Below are 16,051 nucleotides of genomic sequence, written 5' to 3' on the forward strand. Positions count from 1 at the left end.
GAGATCGGCAGGGTTTGCGATATTCATCCTTCGGAACCCCGTCTCTACTCCCTTCGATACCCCTACGGTGACCCGCTCCTGCTCAGCGGCCTGACGCACCGCCTCCACCGGCGAAACCCCGACCGGGACGGCTGACCCCCATCAACCGTTCGGTGGATTACGAAGACCCCGGTCGGCGGGGATTCTCGACACATGACAGTCATCGAGATCAACGGCCTGCAGAAGAGCTACGGGACACACAAGGCACTGGACGACGTCACCCTGACGGTCGAGCGAGGCGAGATCTTCGGCATCCTCGGCCCCAACGGAGCCGGCAAGACCACCGTGGTGGAGTGCGCGTCCGGGCTGCGCAAGCCCGACGGCGGCACCCTGCGCGTGCTCGGCATGGACCCCCAGACGCAGCGGCGTGAGCTGCTCCAGCGCATCGGCACCCAGTTGCAGGAGGCCGCGCTGCCCGACGCCATCAGGGTGAACGAGGCGCTGAAGATGTACGCCTCCTTCTACGACAAGCCCGCCGACTGGAACGCCCTGATGGAGGAGTGGGGGCTGACCGAGAAGAGGCGCGCCCGCTTCTCGGGCCTGTCCGGTGGCTGGAAGCAGCGCCTGTTCATCGCGCTGGCCCTGGTCGGCAACCCCGAGGTCGTCTTCCTCGACGAGCTGACCACCGGCCTGGACCCCTCCGCCCGCCGGATGACCTGGAACCTGATCCGCGCCATGCGCGACCGCGGCGTCACCGTCGTGCTGGTCACCCACTTCATGGACGAGGCGGACGCCCTCTGCGACCGCATCGCCGTCATCGACCAGGGGCGCGTCGTCCACCAGGGCAGCCCCGGCGAACTCCTCACCAGGGACTCCTCCGGCTCCCTCGACGACGCCTACTTCGCACTCATTGAGAGGACCGTGTAATGAAGGGTCTCGGCAACGTCATCGCGATCGAGCTCAAGCTGGCCATGCGCGACCCGATGGCCGCCTTCTTCGCGCTCGCCTTCCCCATGGTCATCCTGTGGATCAAGATGCGCAACGGCGGCACGCTGCCCAGCGGGCTGCCCATCATCGAGGCCGTCGTCCCGATGCTCAGCGTCTTCGTCATCGGCCTGGCCTCCCTGGTCGTCCTGCCGGCCACGCTGGCCCAGTACCGCGAACGCCGCGTGCTCAAGCGGCTGCGCGCCACCCCGGCCGCCCCGACCATGATCTTCGGTGCCCAGTGGGTCGCGCACATGCTGCTCGCCGTGCTCGGCGGCCTCCTGCTCGGCGTCGTCGGCCTGGTCGTCTACGGCATGAACGGGCCGGCCGACCCGGCCGGACTCGTCCTCGCCTGGGTCCTCGGCGCCCTCAGCCTCGGCTCCATCGGGCTGCTCATCGGCGCCCTGGTGCCCAGCGGCCGTGCCGCCACGGTGATCGGCCTCGCCGCCTTCTTCCCCATGGTCTTCGTCTCCGGCGCCATGAGCGCCCGCGAGACGCTGCCGGAGTCGATGCGCTCCGTCGGCGACTTCACCCCCATGGCCCCCGCCGTCCAGGCCGTCCGCGCCGCCTGGGAGGGCCAGCCCGCGTCTCCGCTCACCCTGGCCGTGCTGGTCGCGATCACCATCGTCGCGGGCGGCGTCGCGCTGAAGGCGTTCCGCTGGTGACGACCATCGAACCCAACGTCTCGCGATGGGACCGCGCCTGGCCGGCCCTGCCGTACCTCTTCATCCTGCTGCCCACCGTCTTCGCCCTGCTGCGGGACTGGCGGCCGGACGTGGTGGTCCTGGCGGTGTGCACCGGGGTCTGGCACTGGTTCATGGTCTCATCGCGATTCAGCCGGATCGAGCGGCCGGTGGTGGCGATCGTCTACTTCGTCGTGATGCTCGCCTTCATCGCGGCACTGATCAGGATCGACTCGGTGTTCACGGTGGCCGGCCCCGGAGCGTTCATCCAGGCCTTCACCCTGCTGCGCGGGTGGACGGCCTACGTGGGGGTGGCCGCCACGGCCGCCGTCCTGGTCGGCGCCCGCCCCGAGTCCCGGCCGCCGCAGGAGCTGATCTTCTCCTTCCTCGTCGCCGTGCTGATCGCCTCGACCGTCGGCCTGTTCATCCAGACCATCTCCAAGCAGAACCAGCAGCGCAAGGTGATGATCGCGCAGCTGAAGGCGACCGGCACCAAGCTGGCCGCCATGGCGGAGGAGAACTCGAACCTGCAGTCACAGCTGCTGACCCGCGCCCGCGAGGCGGGCGTGCTCAGCGAGCGCCAGCGGATGGCCAGGGAGATCCACGACACGATCGCCCAGGGGCTGACCGCCATCCTCACCCAGCTGGAGGTCGCCGAGAACGTCATCGAGGACGTGCCCGCCGCCCGCTCCAGGCTGAACACCGTGCGCGGCCTGGCCAGGGACAGCCTCAACGAGGCTCGCCGGTCGGTGCTGGCGATGCGTCCGGCCCCGCTGGAGGAGGCCCAGCTCGCGACGGCTCTGGAGGACGTCGCGGCCACCTGGTCACAGACGTCGGGCGTGCCGGTTCCGGTGTCGGTCACCGGCGACGCCAGGCCGCTGCACGCCGAGGTGGAGATGACCCTGCTGCGGGTGGCGCAGGAGGCCCTGGCCAACGTCGGCAAGCACGCCTCCGCCAGCAGGGTCGCCGTCACACTGTCCTACATGGAGGATGTGGTGGTGCTCGACGTACGCGACGACGGATCCGGGTTCGACCCCGAGAAGGTGGAACCGTCGATCGCGGGCGGGTTCGGGCTCGTCGCGATGCGCCAGCGCGTCACCCGGCTGGCCGGGGACTTCGAGATCGAGACCGCTCTCGGCCAGGGGACGGGTGTCTCTGCTACGGTGCCCGCCATCACCGCCGACTCCAGAAATGCGTGAGGCATGCCGATTCGTATCATCGTCGTGGACGATCACCCGGTCGTCCGCGACGGGTTGCGCGAGATCTTCTCCACCGACGAGGCCTTCGAGGTCGTCGGCGAGGCGGCCGACGGGCCGGAGGCTCTCGTCCTGACACGTCAGACCAACCCCGATCTCGTGCTGATGGACCTGCGGATGCCGAAGATGAGCGGCACCGAGCTGATCCGCCGGCTGCGCGAGCAGACACCGGACATCAAGGTGCTGGTCCTGACCACGTTCGACAACGACGCGGACGTGCTGCCCGCCATCGAGCAGGGCGCCACCGGGTACCTGCTCAAGGACACCCCGCGCGTCGAGCTGCTCCGCGCCGCGCAGGCGGCCGCCCGCGGCGAGACGGTGCTGTCCCCCACCGTGGCCGGGCTGCTCATGCAGAAGGTGCGCGCGCCCGAGCAGCAGACGCTGAGCCGGCGGGAGCTGGAGGTGCTCGGGCTGATCGCCCGCGGCGCCACCAACCGCGAGGCCGCCGCGAAGCTGTTCATCACCGAGGCGACGGTCAAGACGCACCTGCTGCACATCTTCGCCAAGCTCGGGGTGAAGGACCGGGCCTCGGCGGTGGCGGCGGCCTACGAGACCGGGCTGATCAAGCGGGCCTCCGAGACGTGACCCGGGGACGCCTTCGGGCGGGCCCCCGGGACCTGACTTAAGGGCGCCTAGGGGTGGGCCGCCTCGTCCGGTGATCCGTAGCGTGAACATGTCTGCCCTGTTCATGCGAGTGGACACCCCCTGGGACGAATGGAGATGGTCCATGAACACGCTTGCGCTGGCCGACCCTCGTACCGAGCTGGCGAACGTCGGAGGCAAGGGCGAGTCCCTCGCCCGCCTGGCCCGGGCCGGGCTCCCGGTCCCGCCGGGCTTCCACGTCACCACCGACGCCTACCGCGCCTTCGTGACCCACCACGACCTGCGGGAACGGATCCTGTCGTGTGACGCGGCGGAGACCGCCGCCCTGTTCGCCGCCCACGAGGTGCCCCAGGACATCGCCGACGACATCCGGGCCGCCTACCGCGAGCTGGGCGACGAGCCGGCGGTGGCCGTACGGTCGTCGGCGACCGCGGAGGACCTGCCCGGGATGTCGTTCGCCGGGCAGCAGGACACCTACCTCAACATCCGCGGCGCCGAGCGGGTCCTGGACGCGGTCAGGCGCTGCTGGGCCTCGCTGTGGACCGAGCGGGCCATCGCCTACCGCGAGCGCAACGGCGTCCCCCACGACGAGGTGGCCCTCGCCGTCGTCGTCCAGGAGCTCGTGCCCGCCGACGCGGCGGGCGTGATGTTCACCGAGGACCGCGACCACCTGAGCATCAACGCCGCTTGGGGCCTGGGCGAGGCGATCGTCGGCGGGCTGGTCACGCCCGACACGATCACGCTCGACCGCTCCGACCACACGGTCGTCGAGGAGCACGTCGCGGCCAAGACCGTGATGACCGTCCGGGTGCCCGAGGGCACCCGCGAGGTGCCGGTGCCCGAGACCGGGCGTGACGTGCCCGTGCTGTCGCGGGCGCAGGCCGTACGGCTCGCCGAGCTGGGCATGACGATCGAGGAGCTGTACGGCCACGCCGTGGACGTCGAGTGGGCCATCCACGAGGGCAGGCCGTACATCCTGCAGGCCAGGCCCATCACCGGGCAGCGCGAGGTGTGGAACGACTCGCTCAAGGGCGACTACCTGTGGACCAACGGCAACCTGGGCGAGGCGATCCCCAGCGTGATGACGCCGTGCACCTGGTCGCTCGTGCAGGCGTTCATCAACGAGATCATGGTCGCCGGCCACCTCGGCGGCCACCCGCAGTGCGGCAACATCGGCGGCCGCGTCTACATGAACATGAGCCTGACCGCCTCCCTCGGCAGGGCCCTGGGCATGACCAAGAAGATCAGGGACACCCAGGAACCGGTGTACGGGCGGCTGCCGGAGGGGGTCGAGACCCCGCTGCTGCCGATGTCGCGCTGGCAGACCCTCAAGGCGGCCAAGCCGCTCCTGGGGGGCCGCCGCGCCATCCAGCAGCTCGTGGGCCGGATCCCCGAGTACGTCGCGTCCGCGCCCCGGACCACCGAGGCCATCCGCGCCAGGATCGCCGGGACGGCCACCGGCGCGGACCTCGCCGCGCTCTGGGAGAGCGAGGTGGAGCCGAGGTTCCGCGAGTGCAACCGCATGCTCGCCGCCGCCGCCCGCCAGGACGCCGGCTCGCTCATCTACCTCGGCTCGCAGCTGACCAAGCTCGTCGGGGAGGCCGACGCCGCCGTGCTGATGTCCGGCATCCAGGCCGCGGACGGCCGGCTGGAGAGCCTCGGCCCGCTGCTCGGCCTCGCGCGCCTCAAGCGCGGCGAGATCTCCCGCGAGGAGTACGTCCGCAGGTACGGCCACCGGGGCCCGGACGAGTTCGAGGTCTCCGTGGCCCGGCCGGTGGAGGACCCGGCCTGGCTCGACAGGCAGCTCGCCGGGCTCACGGTCGACCCGGCCGAGCTGCTGACCCGCCAGGACGAGGCGAGCGACGACGCCTGGCGCAGGTTCCGCGAGCGGTATCCGAGGCAGGCGGAGAAGTTCCGCCGCAAGATCGACCGCTGGGAGGAGATCGTCCGCGCCCGCGAGGAGACCCGCTCGGAGATGATGCGGGGCTTCTGGATGGTGCGCGACCTCGTCGTGCGGGCCGGTGAGGTGACCGGGCACGGTGACGACCTGTTCTTCCTCACGATCGAGGAGATCCTGGACGTGCTGCGCGGCACGCGCCGGCCGCTCTCGCAGGTGGCCAAGCGCCGGACGACCTACGAGCTGTACAAGGCGCTCCCGCCGTACCCGGGCATCATCCGCGGCAGGTTCGACCCGGAGCGGTGGGCGGCCGACCCGAACCGCCGCGGCGACGTGTTCGACGCCGCCGCGACGGCGGCGCCTCCCTCGCGGACCATCAGCGGCTTCCCCGGCGCCGCGGGCGTGGTCGAGGGCATCGCCCGGGTGATCACCTCCGTGGCGGACGGCGACCGGCTCGCGGAGGGCGAGATCCTGGTGACGACCGTGACCAACGTGGGCTGGACGCTCCTGTTCCCGCGTGCCGCCGCGGTGGTCACCGACGTCGGCGCGCCGCTGTCGCACGCGGCCATCGTGGCGCGCGAGCTGGGCATCCCGGCCGTCGTCGGCACCAGGAACGCCACCATGCTGATCCAGGACGGCGACCTGATCCGGGTCGACGGCGGCCAGGGCAGCGTCGAGGTCGTCCGGGTACCGGCGGTGGTCTGACCCGCGCGAAAAGGCCGCGGTCCCGACGGGACCGCGGCCTTTTACTTCGTCCTTTTTCTGTGTCGTCCGTCCGTGTCATCTATTCGTGTCGTCTGTCCGTGCTGTGTCGTGTCGTCGAAGGATCAGCGGGTCGCGGTGAGCATCCGCATCCCGAGCGGGAGCTCGACCAGCTTGCCGGGGATCAGGTCCGCGCTCTCCAGCAGCGTCCGGTACTCCTCCTCGGTCCGCTCCCGCCCGCCGGTCATCACCATCATGTGCAGGTCGTAGGCGAGCGGCAGGTGGGTGTCCGTGGAGACGACGCGTTCGATGACGAGCAGTTCCGATCCCGGCGCCATCGCCCTGGCGCAGTTGCGCAGCAGCCGGACGCACCGCTCGTCGTCCCAGTCGTGCAGGACGCGGGAGAGCAGGTAGACGTCCCCGCCCTCCGGGACGGACTCGAACAGGTCGCCGCCGACCAGCTCGCACCGGTCCAGCACCTCCATCCGGTCCAGGTGCGCGGGCGCGTTCGCGACGACGTCGGGCACGTCGAACAGCATTCCCCTCGCCTCCGGGTGGTCCCGCAAAACGGTGCCGAGCAGGGCGCCGGTGCCGCCCGCCAGGTCCACCACGGTCCTGGCGCCGGAGAAGTCGTGCGCCAGGGGGACCTCGCGGAAGAACGCGGCGCCCGCCGCCATGCCGGCGTTGAAGACGGAGGCCCTGCCGGGGTCGCCCGTCAGGTGCGCGAAGACGGGCTCGCCGAAGACGTGCTCGAAGGCCGTCTCGCCGGTGCGCAGGGTGTGCCGCAGCCCCCGCCACGCGGCGCCGAAGTAGTCCTCGCCGTAGAGCGTGACGAGCGGGCCCAGCTTGTCGCGGCCCAGCAGGGCGCCCATCGGGGTGAGGCCGTACCTGCCGTCCTCGTCGGTGTCGGCCAGGCCGACCCCCGCGAGCAGGCGGAGCAGCCGGCCGAGCGCGCCGGGGTGCGCGCCGACCCTTTCCGCGATCTCGCAGGGGTACAGGCGTTGCCCCGCGAGCGTGTCGGCGACGCCGAGCCGGACGGCGGCGAAGGTCGCCTCCGCCACCCATCCGCCGGTGAGGATCCTCATGAGCTCGTGTTCCGTCATCGAATTACCTCCGGCGTGCAATCCCCCGGCTCCGGCCGCGGGGAGGGGGTCAGGGCGTTCTACGGGGTGGAGGGCCAGGCCATGGAGACGGCGCGGAGCACGTGGGCGACCACTTCCGTCCGTCGTGGCACGAGATAGAAGTGGTCGCCGTCCAGCACGCGGGTGGCGAACCGGTCGCGGGTCAGCTCGCTCCACCGCGCGGCCTGTTCCGGGGTCACCTCGGGATCGCGGTCGCCGAGGATCGCGGTGACGGGGCAGTGCAGCGGGCCGCCCGGACGGTGCCGGTAGGTCTCGTCGACCCGGTAGTCGTTGCGGACCACCGGCAGCGTGAGCTCCCTGATCACCGGATCGGCGAGGTGCTCCTCCGCCACGCCGCCGAGGCGTACCAGGTCGGAGACGAGGTCGTCGTCGGTGGTGTGGGCGTCGCCCGGCCGGTGGTCGTGCGGGGCGTGCCTGCCTGAGGCGAACAGGTGGACCACGCCCCGGCCGCGCGCCTCCAGCTCGCGCGCCACCTCGTAGGCGATCAGGGCTCCCATGCTGTGCCCGAACAGCGCGACCGGCCGGTCGAGGAGGGGCGCCATCGCGTCGGTGACGAGCTTGGCGATGTGGTGGGCGTCGTCGATCAGCGGGTCGGCACGCCGGTCGGCGCGTCCCGGGTACTGCACGGCGCGCACCTCGACGGCCGGGGGCAGGGTGTGGTGCCAGGAGCGGTAGGAGTTCGCGGAACCGCCGGCGTGCGGGAAGCAGAACAGCCGCAGTCCCGACCGTGGCCGGGGGTGGTAGCAGTGGAACCAGCTCATGAGATCTCCGCTGCGGACAGGGGGCGGGGCGGGGTCTGGACCAGCAGCTCGGGGCGGCCGATCGCCGCGGTGGCGTCCAGCCAGAGGCGGCTGAGCGTCAGGTAGTACTGGCCCTGCCGCAGCGGGTCGGCGCCTTCCCCGGCGGTGTCCTCCGCGGCCTGGCGCAGCTCGGTCAGCGCGCGCCGGACGCCGCTCGGCCACAGTGATCCGACGATTTCCTGAAATGTCGGTGCCTGTTCTGGTCCGAGGAGCGTGGCGCTCGGCAGGCGGAGATGGTCCTCCTCGAGGGCGAAGCGGTCGTCGGCGTCGCGGCCGACGTACATGCGGGGGCTCCACACGATCGGCCCGTGCGTGTTGACCAGCGTGAGGTTGCCGCCCTCCGTGCCCAGCGTGATCCGGTGCAGCAGGTGCAGGTGGGCGTCGGGGTCGTTGGGGGCGATCTGGTTCTGCACCCGCAGGGTGAGCGGTACGCCGCCGATCGTGCCGGTGAGGCAGCTGAACGGCGTCCCTTCGGCCACCGGGCCGAACGTCCACGGCCGCAGCCCGCCGAGCGCGCGGCCGATGATGTCGAACAGGGCGTAGGCGACGTGGACGCTGCAGGCGGCGTCCACGTATAGGGGCTTCTGGAGCTCGCACAGCCGGCGGGCGGCCTCGACGAACCGGCGTACCGGGTCCAGGTGCACGTAGAGCGTGTTCACGTGGTGGACCACCGACGCGGCCCGCGCGGCGCGCAGGCACCGGGCCAGCTCGTCGGCGTGCAGCGGGTGCTCCTGGAGCACGTGGACGCCGCGGGCCAGGAGCGCCCCGGCCAGCTCGCTGCCCTCACCGCCGACGACCCCGGAGCGCACGACGACGCACGCCAGGTCGGCGAGGCCGGGCACCTGGTCGGGGTCGGTGAGCAGCGGCACGCCGTACGCCCTGGCGTACCCGGCGGACCGGGCGCTCCCCCGGGCCAGGATGCCCGTCAGCTCGAACGGCCCGTCGGCCAGGGCCGACAGGTAGATCTGGCCGAACCCCGTCCCGCAGACCACGACCCGCTTCACAGCGCGCCCTCCTCGAACGCCGGCGCGGCCAGGTCGATCCTCGGGATGTCGTCGGAGATCTCGACCTTGGCCACCGGCTCCAGGCCGGCCAGCACCCTGGCCGGGTCGAGCACCCCGTCGGCGTAGTGGAGGCCCGCCTCGACGTCGCCGCGAAGCACGGCCTCCGTCGCGTGCGCCACGACCGCGGCGGTGAGCTCGTAGGAGTCGTCCGCCCGCAGCGCCATCGTGCGGGTGCTCTCGGGGCCGCTGAGCTGGAAGAGCAGGACGTAGTACGGGGTGCGCCCGGCCAGTTCGAGCTCGGCCACGCGCATCAGGTCGGCCGCCGAGACCGCCGCGCTCATCGCGGCCATGACGCGGTCGCCGGTGATGACGTTGTACCAGCGCGCCTCCTCCAGTCCCAGCTCCCCGGCCACCCGCGCCGCCTCGGTGCCGAGGAAGGGGTAGGCGGTGACCGGGCCGTGGAAGTAGGGCAGCTCGACGCCGTACGCCGGGGAAAGCGCCCGCGAGACCGTGGCGCCGCCGCGCCAGGCGGCCAGCGACTCGCCGTGGCCACCCTTGCCGCTCAGCAGGACGTCCCCGGCGGCTGCGGGGGTGAGCCGGTCGAGGCCGCCGGTGTACACGTCGAGCCGGTGCGGGCCGGCTCCGGCGAACCGCGCGAGGTGGCGCGGCAGCAGCCCGGTGAGGCCGGGCAGCATGCCGGCGGAGAGCACCGCCGTGGCCCCGGCCGTGCCCGTGCTCGCGAGCCTCGCGAACGCCGGGCCGTCGCCCGCGGCGTCCACGTAGTCGGCCCCGGCGAGGAACGCGGCGCGCGCCACCCGGTCGAGCAGCAGGTAGGAGGGGCCCGCGCAGTTGACCACGACCGTGCAGCCCCGGCAGAACCTGGCCAGGGCGGCCTCGTCGTAGGCGTCCACCTCCCACGCCTCGCCGCGCCCGCCCAGCTCCTCGCCGACGAAGCGGCGGGCCGCCTCCAGGTCGCGCCCGCCGACGCGGACGCCGTGGCCGGCGAGCAACCGTGCCGCGGCGCCGCCGACCGCGCCGTATCCCCCGACGATCCCGATCATGCCGTGCCTCCGGTGATCAGCCGGGCCACCTCGGGGGCGCGCTCCTGGTCGAGGCAGCTGAAGTGGTCTCCGGCCACGTCGATGACGGTGAGCCGGCCCAGGCAGAGCTCCCGCCAGAACTCGGTCATGTCGTCCTGGAGGGTCGGCACGACGTTGGTGACGCCGCGCTGGCGCAGGAACGTGATGTCTCCGGCGTAGGGCTCGGGGTCGTAGTGGGTGACGGCCGCGAAGCTCTGCCGGAACACCCGGTAGGCGAGCTCCACCCGCTCGGGCGGCTGCCCCAGCTCGCGGGCGAGGGCGGCGAGCCGTTCCGGGTGCGGGGGCAGGGCGAGCGCGGTGAAGCGGCGGCCGATCTCCGCGAGCCCGGGGTCGGGGTCGGCCGCGAGCGCGGCCAGGCTCCCCTCGCGCACCAGTCCCGGCGAGCCTTCCTGTACGGCGTGCAGCGCCCTGGCCAGGTCCCCGCCGGGGTAGCCGAGCCGGACCGGGTCGACGCCGCACGCCTGGGCGAAGCCGTACTCCAGCATGAGCTCGTCGGTGATCCGGTAGGGGAAGCGCGAGCTGCTGATGACGGTGAGGTCCTCGACGACCGCGCCGCTCTCGGTGAGCTGGCGGGCGAGCTCGGTGGCGATCAGCCCGCCCATGCAGTAGCCGACGATCCGCGCCCGCGTCACGCCCTCCTTGAGCAGGAGCCGCGCGTAGGATCCGGCCAGCGTCTCGGCCGCCGTGTCGGGGTCCAGCTCCAGATAGCGCTCGGCGTCGTCGATCGCGAGGCCGAACAGCGGCGTGCCGGCGAGCTCGGCGGTGAGGGCCCGGTAGGGGGTGAGGGTCCCGGTGCCGTCGTGGACCAGCACGCGGGCCGTCCCCTCTCCCTCCGACAGGCGCACCAGCGAGCTGACGTGCGTGCGGGTGAGCCCGTGGTCGCGGTCCTCGCGCGCCTGGCGGAGATGGGCGGCCAGCGCGGCGACGGTCGGCTGGTTCACCAGCTGGCGGACGAGGCTGTCCCAGTAGAAGTTGCCCGCCTCGGGCAGTTCCTCGCGGACCCGCCCGGCGAGCCGGGTGACCAGCAGGGAGTCACCGCCCAGGGCGAAGAAGTCCTGGTCGCGGCCGACGCGCGGGAGGCCGAGCAGCTCCGCCCAGAGCGCCGCGAGCCGCCGCTCCAGATCGTCGCGCGGCTCCTCGCCCGCGGGTGCCGCCTCCCCCGCGGCCCTCGGGAGCAGGGTGGCCAGCGTGGCCCTGTCGATCTTGCCGTTCTCGGTCAGCGGCAGCTCGTCGACCACCTGGATGTGGGACGGGATCATGTACTCGGGGAGCCGTTCGGCGAGGAAGGCCCGCAGCTCGGCGAGGTCGACGTGCTCGCGGTCGGCGGGGAAGCGGGCGGCGAGGACGGACTGGCCCAGCGGCGCCAGCGGGTCGGCGGGCTCGGGCAGGCAGGCGAGGGTCTCCGCCCCGGCCCCGGCCAGCAGGCCGAGCCACTCCTCTCGGGTGATGAACGTGCGGTCGCGGCCACGCCGCACGTCGTCGTAGTCGCGCGGGCTCATCAGGAACTCCATCGAGCTCATGATCTGCACGTGCTCCCGGGTGGTCTCGATGAACACCAGCCAGCCGCCCGGCACGAGCAGCTCGCGGAACCTGTCCAGGACCACGCCCGCGTCGTGGGCGTTGTGCAGGACGTTGGCGCAGAGGATGACCTCGAAGGAGTTGGGCTCGTAGCCCTGGTCGCGGTAGTCGGCGTTGATGTCGAACAGGCCGTAGCGCACCCAGGGGTGGTCGGCGAACCGTTCGGCCGCCCGGGTGAGGAAGAACCTGGACAGGTCGGTGAAGAGGTAGTCGACCCGGTGAGCGGCCAGTTCGGGGATGAGCTCGGCGCTGGTGCCGCCCACGCCCGCGCCGGCCTCCAGCACGCGCAGCGGCCCGCCGGTGTGCTCCTCCGCCACGCGGCCGATCACGGCCCGCACGACGCGGTTGACGTAGCGGCTGAGGACGTTGTCCTTGTAGGCGCCCTCGGCCGTCTCCACCCCCGCCTCGGGGAAGAGCAGGTCACGAGCGTCGAGCTCGCCGCGCATCAGCTCGGGCAGGTGCGTGGTGCTGACGCGCAGGAAGCCGATCAGCTCGGCCCCGTAGTCGAGCCCGTCCGCCAGCTCGTCGACCCGGCGCCAGAGCGCGTCCAGGTCGGCGCCGGTACGCAGGTTCCGGTACCGGCCCGCCGCGTCGAGGTCGAGCAGGCCGTGCTCGCACAACGCGGTGAGCCAGCGGCGGACCAGCCGGTGGTGGTCGGGTCCGACCCGCGCGGCCTCCAGGATCTCGGCCGCCTCGTGCCCGTCGTCCTCGCGGGCGAACAGCCCCGAGGCGCGCAGCGCGGCCGCCATCGACGCGAGCGCGATCTCGTCGAGTGTCTCGGCCACCGCGATCACCCGTGGCAGGTCGACACCGGCGGTCGCCGCGTCCGCCGCGTCCCTCGCCGCCGCGCCGACGTCCGGTACGACGTCCTCCCGCTGTTCGTGTGCGACCGGCTGTTCGTGTGCGGCTCGCTGTTCGGTTACGGCCTGTTGTTCGTGTGCGGCCTGTTGTTCGGTTACGGCTCGCTGCTCGGTTACGGCCCGTTGTTTGGGGGCGGCCTGTGCGAAGGCGATCAGCCGCCGGTCGAGCGCGCGGTCACCGTCGACGATCACGGTGCCGGCGGCGACGGCCGGGTGGGCCTGCAGGTGGGCCTCGACCTCGGCGAGCTCGATGCGGTGGCCCCGGATCTTGACCTGGGAGTCCTCCCTGCCGAGGAACTCGATGTTCCCGTCGGGCCGGTAGCGGCCGAGGTCACCGGTGCGGTAGAGGCGCTCGCCGTGATGGTGGACGAACCGCTCGGCGGTCTTCGCCTCGTCGCCGAGATAGCCCAGCGCCACGCCCGCGCCGCCGATGTACAGCTCCCCGGGCACCCAGTCGGGACTCGGCCGCATGCTCGCGTCGTGGACGTGGAAGCTCTGGTTGGCCAGCGGCCTGCCGTACGGGACGCTGGACCAGCCGGGCAGGTCCTCGCCGATGGGGTGGTAGATGGACCAGATCGCGGCCTCGGTCGCCCCGCCCAGGCTGACCAGCTCCAGGCCGGGCAGCCGCCGCCGGATCCGGCCGGGCAGCGCCACCGGGATCCAGTCGCCGGACAGCAGGGCGAGCCGCAGCGTGGGCAGCTCCACCTGGGACTCCGCCTCAAGATAGTGCTCCAGCATCTGCAGCTGCGCGGGCACCGAGTTCCAGACCGTGACCCCGTGCTCGGCGACGAGCGCGGCCCAGTGGGAGGGGTCCCCCCTGCGCAGCGCGTCGGGCAGCACGAGGGCGGCGCCGGTGGCGAGGGGGCCGAAGACGTCGTAGACCGACAGGTCGAAGCCGAGGTTGGCCAGGCCGAGCACCCGGTCCTTCGCGCCGACGCCGAAGCGGGCGTTGATGTCGTCGACGGTGTTGCGCGCCGCCCGGTGGCTGATCACCACGCCCTTGGGCGTCCCGGTCGAGCCGGAGGTGTAGATGACGTAGGCGGGCTCGTCCGGATCCCGCTCGACCGCCGGGCCCGGGGGCGCGGGCGGCAGGGTGTCGACCGCGATCCAGCCGTCCTCCGCCAGCCAGGACTGGGTGAGCACCAGGCGCGCCGAGGCGTCGGCGAGGATGCGGTCGCGCCTGCCCGGCGGCTGGCCGGTGTCGACCGGGAGGTACACGCCACCGGCCAGCAGCGTGCCCAGCACCGCCACGACCTGCTCGACGCCCTTGTCCATCACCACGGCGACGATCTCGCCCGGTGCGTGCCCCGCCTCGCGCAGCGCCCGCGAGACCCCCGACGCCCGTGCCAGCAGCTCGCCGTAGGTGAGCGAGCGGTCGCCGACGACGGCGACCCGTTCGGGGGTGCGCCCGGCCTGGGCCACGACCTCGTCGTGCAGCAGGCCGTACGGGAGCGGCGCGAGGGTGTCGTTGACGTGGTCGCGGCGGCGCGCCTGGATCTCGGGAAGCTCGACGGGTGACGCGGACGCCCAGGTCTCCTCCTCGGTGAGTCGGGTCAGGAGGTTGGTGAACGCGGCGAACATGTCGTCCACGAGGCCGTCGGGGAACACTCCCTCGCGGACGTCCCAGTTGACCAGCAGTGCTCCGCCGTACTCCTTGACCTGGCAGTCGATCCACACCTGGGGTGTCTGGCTGATGCCGTACACCGGCATGCCGTGCTCGGCCTCGTCCTGGCCGATGCCGATGGCGCTGGTGAACACCACGGGCATCAGGGCGGCGGCCCTGCCCCGCTTGCGGGCCAGCTCGCGGATCACCTCCATGCCGCCGCAGCGGCGGTGTTCCAGGTCGGTGAAGAGCTGCTCGCCGATGGCGGTGGCACGGGCGGCGAACGGGGCGTCCGGCGTGGTGTCGACGGCGAGGAGGTTGAGCGAGGTGAAGTCGCCCACGACCTCGTCGATCTGCGGGTGCAGCGGCGGGCGGTCGAGCAGCGTCAGGTTGAGCGTGAACCGGGGCCTGCGGCTCCACCGCCCGACGACCTCGGCGTAGGCGGCCAGCACGGCCTGCGAGGGGGTGATGCCCGCCGCGCTCGCGCGGGTGCGGAGCCGCGCCCATTCGCTCGGCTCCAGCGTGGCCTCCCAGCGGGTGAACCTGGCGCCCGCGTCCTGGCCGAGCGCGGGCAGCTCGGGTGCGGGGGGCAGGTCGTCGATCCTCGCCCACCAGTAGGCGCGGTCCCGGTCGTACCGGCTGCTCTCGCGCTGGGAGCGCAGGCCGAGCACGCAGTCGCGGAAGCTCAGCGGCACCGGCGGCAGGACGGCCTCCGGGTCGTCGAGCAACCGGTGCAGCTCGGCGAGCAGCAGCTGGATGCTGACGTAGTCGGCGATGAGCAGGTCGATCGAGGCGTGCAGCAGGGCCGCGCCGTCGGTGTGGGTGATCCGCAGCTCGAACAGCGGCCAGGCGCCCGGCGGGTAGACCTTGTGCGCCATCTCCTCGCGGATCGCGGCGAGGCTCTCCTCGGGGTCGGCGCCGCGAAGGTCGGTCACCTGGACGTCGTAGTCGGGGACCTCCGCCTGGACGTTCTGGTGACCGTCCGGATGGATCACGGCGCGGAGCATGTCGTGGCGGCCGATCAGGGTCCGCCAGGCGGCCTGGACGCGGTCCGCGTCGAGCTCGGCGAAGGCGACCTCGACGTAGCCGTGGCAGGCGACGCCGCCGTAGCCGAACGCGTCGTTGCGGCCGACCAGATAGGCCTGCTGGACGTCGGTGAGCGGGAAGGGGTCGAGGCGCCGTTCCGGCTCCGGCCGCACGGTCTCCGACGCGGTCTCGCGGCGCAGCTGCTCGATGATCTCCGGTTTGGCGCTCAGCAGGGCGGCGCGCCGGTCCTCGGTCAGCGCCCCCTTGGGGGCGCGGAACCTGAGCCGCCCCTCCTCCTCCCACAATCTGATCCCGGCCGACTCCATGTCGGCGATCAGTCCGCGTACGGCGGGTGCCTGGGCCTGGGTCACAGCTCGCCCTCTTCCGTGTCATGGTCGTCGTCGATGGACAGGGCGCAGTCCGCGATGGTGGGAGCGGCGAAGAAGTGCCGCAGGGTCACCTCCACGCCGAGTCGCCGTCTGGCGACCTCTGCGAAGCGGGTGGCGAGCAGCGAGTCGCCTCCCAGGGTGAAGAAGCTCTGGTTGCGGCCCGGTGCCGGGATCTCCAGGAGTTCCGCCCAGAGCTCGGCGAGCCGCTGTTCCGTTCCCGGCCGTGGCGGATCGTCGTCGGGTGGGGGTTCGAGGGTGGTGGTGAGGGCGGATCGGTTGATCTTTCCGTTGGGGGTGAGGGGCAACTCGTCCAGGGGGGTGATGGTGGGCGGGATCGCGTGAGCGGGCAGCCGGTCGGCGAGGAAGGCGCGGATCTGGTCGGGGTCGGCGGTGGCGGGGGTGACGAACGCGGCCAGGCGGCGCTGACGGCGCTCACCCACCGCGA

Annotated in this window: 11 protein-coding genes; 5 read left to right on the forward strand and 6 right to left on the reverse strand. The window is 72.5% G+C overall.

Features of this window, described 5'->3' with window-relative positions; genetic code table 11:
* Window positions 1–192: 192 nt before the first annotated feature.
* From ACFFRH_RS42640 to ACFFRH_RS42660, 5 genes are all read left to right on the forward strand, one after another.
* Window positions 193–906: an ABC transporter ATP-binding protein gene (locus tag ACFFRH_RS42640; protein WP_386163807.1), complete on the forward strand. Its 714-nt coding sequence runs from the start codon at window positions 193–195 to the stop codon at window positions 904–906.
* Entirely contained in the window at window positions 906–1,628 is a 723-nt protein-coding gene (locus ACFFRH_RS42645; RefSeq protein ID WP_344747667.1) for an ABC transporter permease, read from the forward strand. The genes ACFFRH_RS42640 and ACFFRH_RS42645 overlap by 1 nt, the downstream gene beginning before the upstream one ends.
* Window positions 1,625–2,845, forward strand: a complete 1,221-nt coding sequence (locus tag ACFFRH_RS42650; protein WP_344747666.1) for a sensor histidine kinase — start codon at window positions 1,625–1,627, stop codon at window positions 2,843–2,845. The genes ACFFRH_RS42645 and ACFFRH_RS42650 overlap by 4 nt, the downstream gene beginning before the upstream one ends.
* Before the next feature lie 3 nt (window positions 2,846–2,848).
* The gene (locus tag ACFFRH_RS42655) at window positions 2,849–3,487 is read left to right on the forward strand and encodes a response regulator (protein WP_344747665.1); all 639 of its coding nucleotides are present in this window, start codon (window positions 2,849–2,851) and stop codon (window positions 3,485–3,487) included.
* Window positions 3,488–3,629: 142 nt separating this feature from the next.
* Window positions 3,630–6,107, forward strand: a complete 2,478-nt coding sequence (locus tag ACFFRH_RS42660) for a PEP/pyruvate-binding domain-containing protein (protein WP_344747664.1) — start codon at window positions 3,630–3,632, stop codon at window positions 6,105–6,107.
* A 122-nt stretch (window positions 6,108–6,229) separates the two neighbouring features.
* Here the strand turns inward: ACFFRH_RS42660 and ACFFRH_RS42665 are convergent, their stop codons facing one another.
* From ACFFRH_RS42665 to ACFFRH_RS42690, 6 genes are all read right to left on the reverse strand, one after another.
* Window positions 6,230–7,207 (reverse strand): methyltransferase, encoded by a 978-nt coding sequence (locus tag ACFFRH_RS42665; protein WP_344747663.1) that lies wholly within the window; start codon window positions 7,205–7,207, stop codon window positions 6,230–6,232.
* 59 nt (window positions 7,208–7,266) lie between these two features.
* Window positions 7,267–8,007, reverse strand: coding sequence for a thioesterase II family protein (locus ACFFRH_RS42670; protein ID WP_344747662.1), 741 nt, complete (start codon window positions 8,005–8,007; stop codon window positions 7,267–7,269).
* Window positions 8,004–9,050 carry a Gfo/Idh/MocA family oxidoreductase gene (locus tag ACFFRH_RS42675; protein ID WP_344747661.1) on the reverse strand — a complete coding sequence of 349 codons (1,047 nt, stop codon included), beginning with the start codon at window positions 9,048–9,050 and terminating at the stop codon, window positions 8,004–8,006. The genes ACFFRH_RS42670 and ACFFRH_RS42675 overlap by 4 nt, the downstream gene beginning before the upstream one ends.
* On the reverse strand, window positions 9,047–10,111 hold the full coding sequence (locus tag ACFFRH_RS42680) for a saccharopine dehydrogenase NADP-binding domain-containing protein (protein WP_386163812.1): 1,065 nt from the start codon (window positions 10,109–10,111) through the stop codon (window positions 9,047–9,049). Before ACFFRH_RS42680 ends, ACFFRH_RS42675 begins: the two co-directional genes overlap by 4 nt.
* The gene (locus ACFFRH_RS42685; RefSeq protein ID WP_386163814.1) at window positions 10,108–15,588 is read right to left on the reverse strand and encodes a non-ribosomal peptide synthetase; all 5,481 of its coding nucleotides are present in this window, start codon (window positions 15,586–15,588) and stop codon (window positions 10,108–10,110) included. The genes ACFFRH_RS42680 and ACFFRH_RS42685 overlap by 4 nt, the downstream gene beginning before the upstream one ends.
* Window positions 15,585–16,051 (reverse strand): phosphopantetheine-binding protein (locus tag ACFFRH_RS42690; protein WP_386163816.1); only part of this gene is annotated, 467 nt, incomplete at its 5' end. The genes ACFFRH_RS42690 and ACFFRH_RS42685, both read right to left, overlap by 4 nt.

This window comes from Streptosporangium vulgare (assembly GCF_042428775.1).
Classification (GTDB): domain Bacteria; phylum Actinomycetota; class Actinomycetes; order Streptosporangiales; family Streptosporangiaceae; genus Streptosporangium; species Streptosporangium vulgare.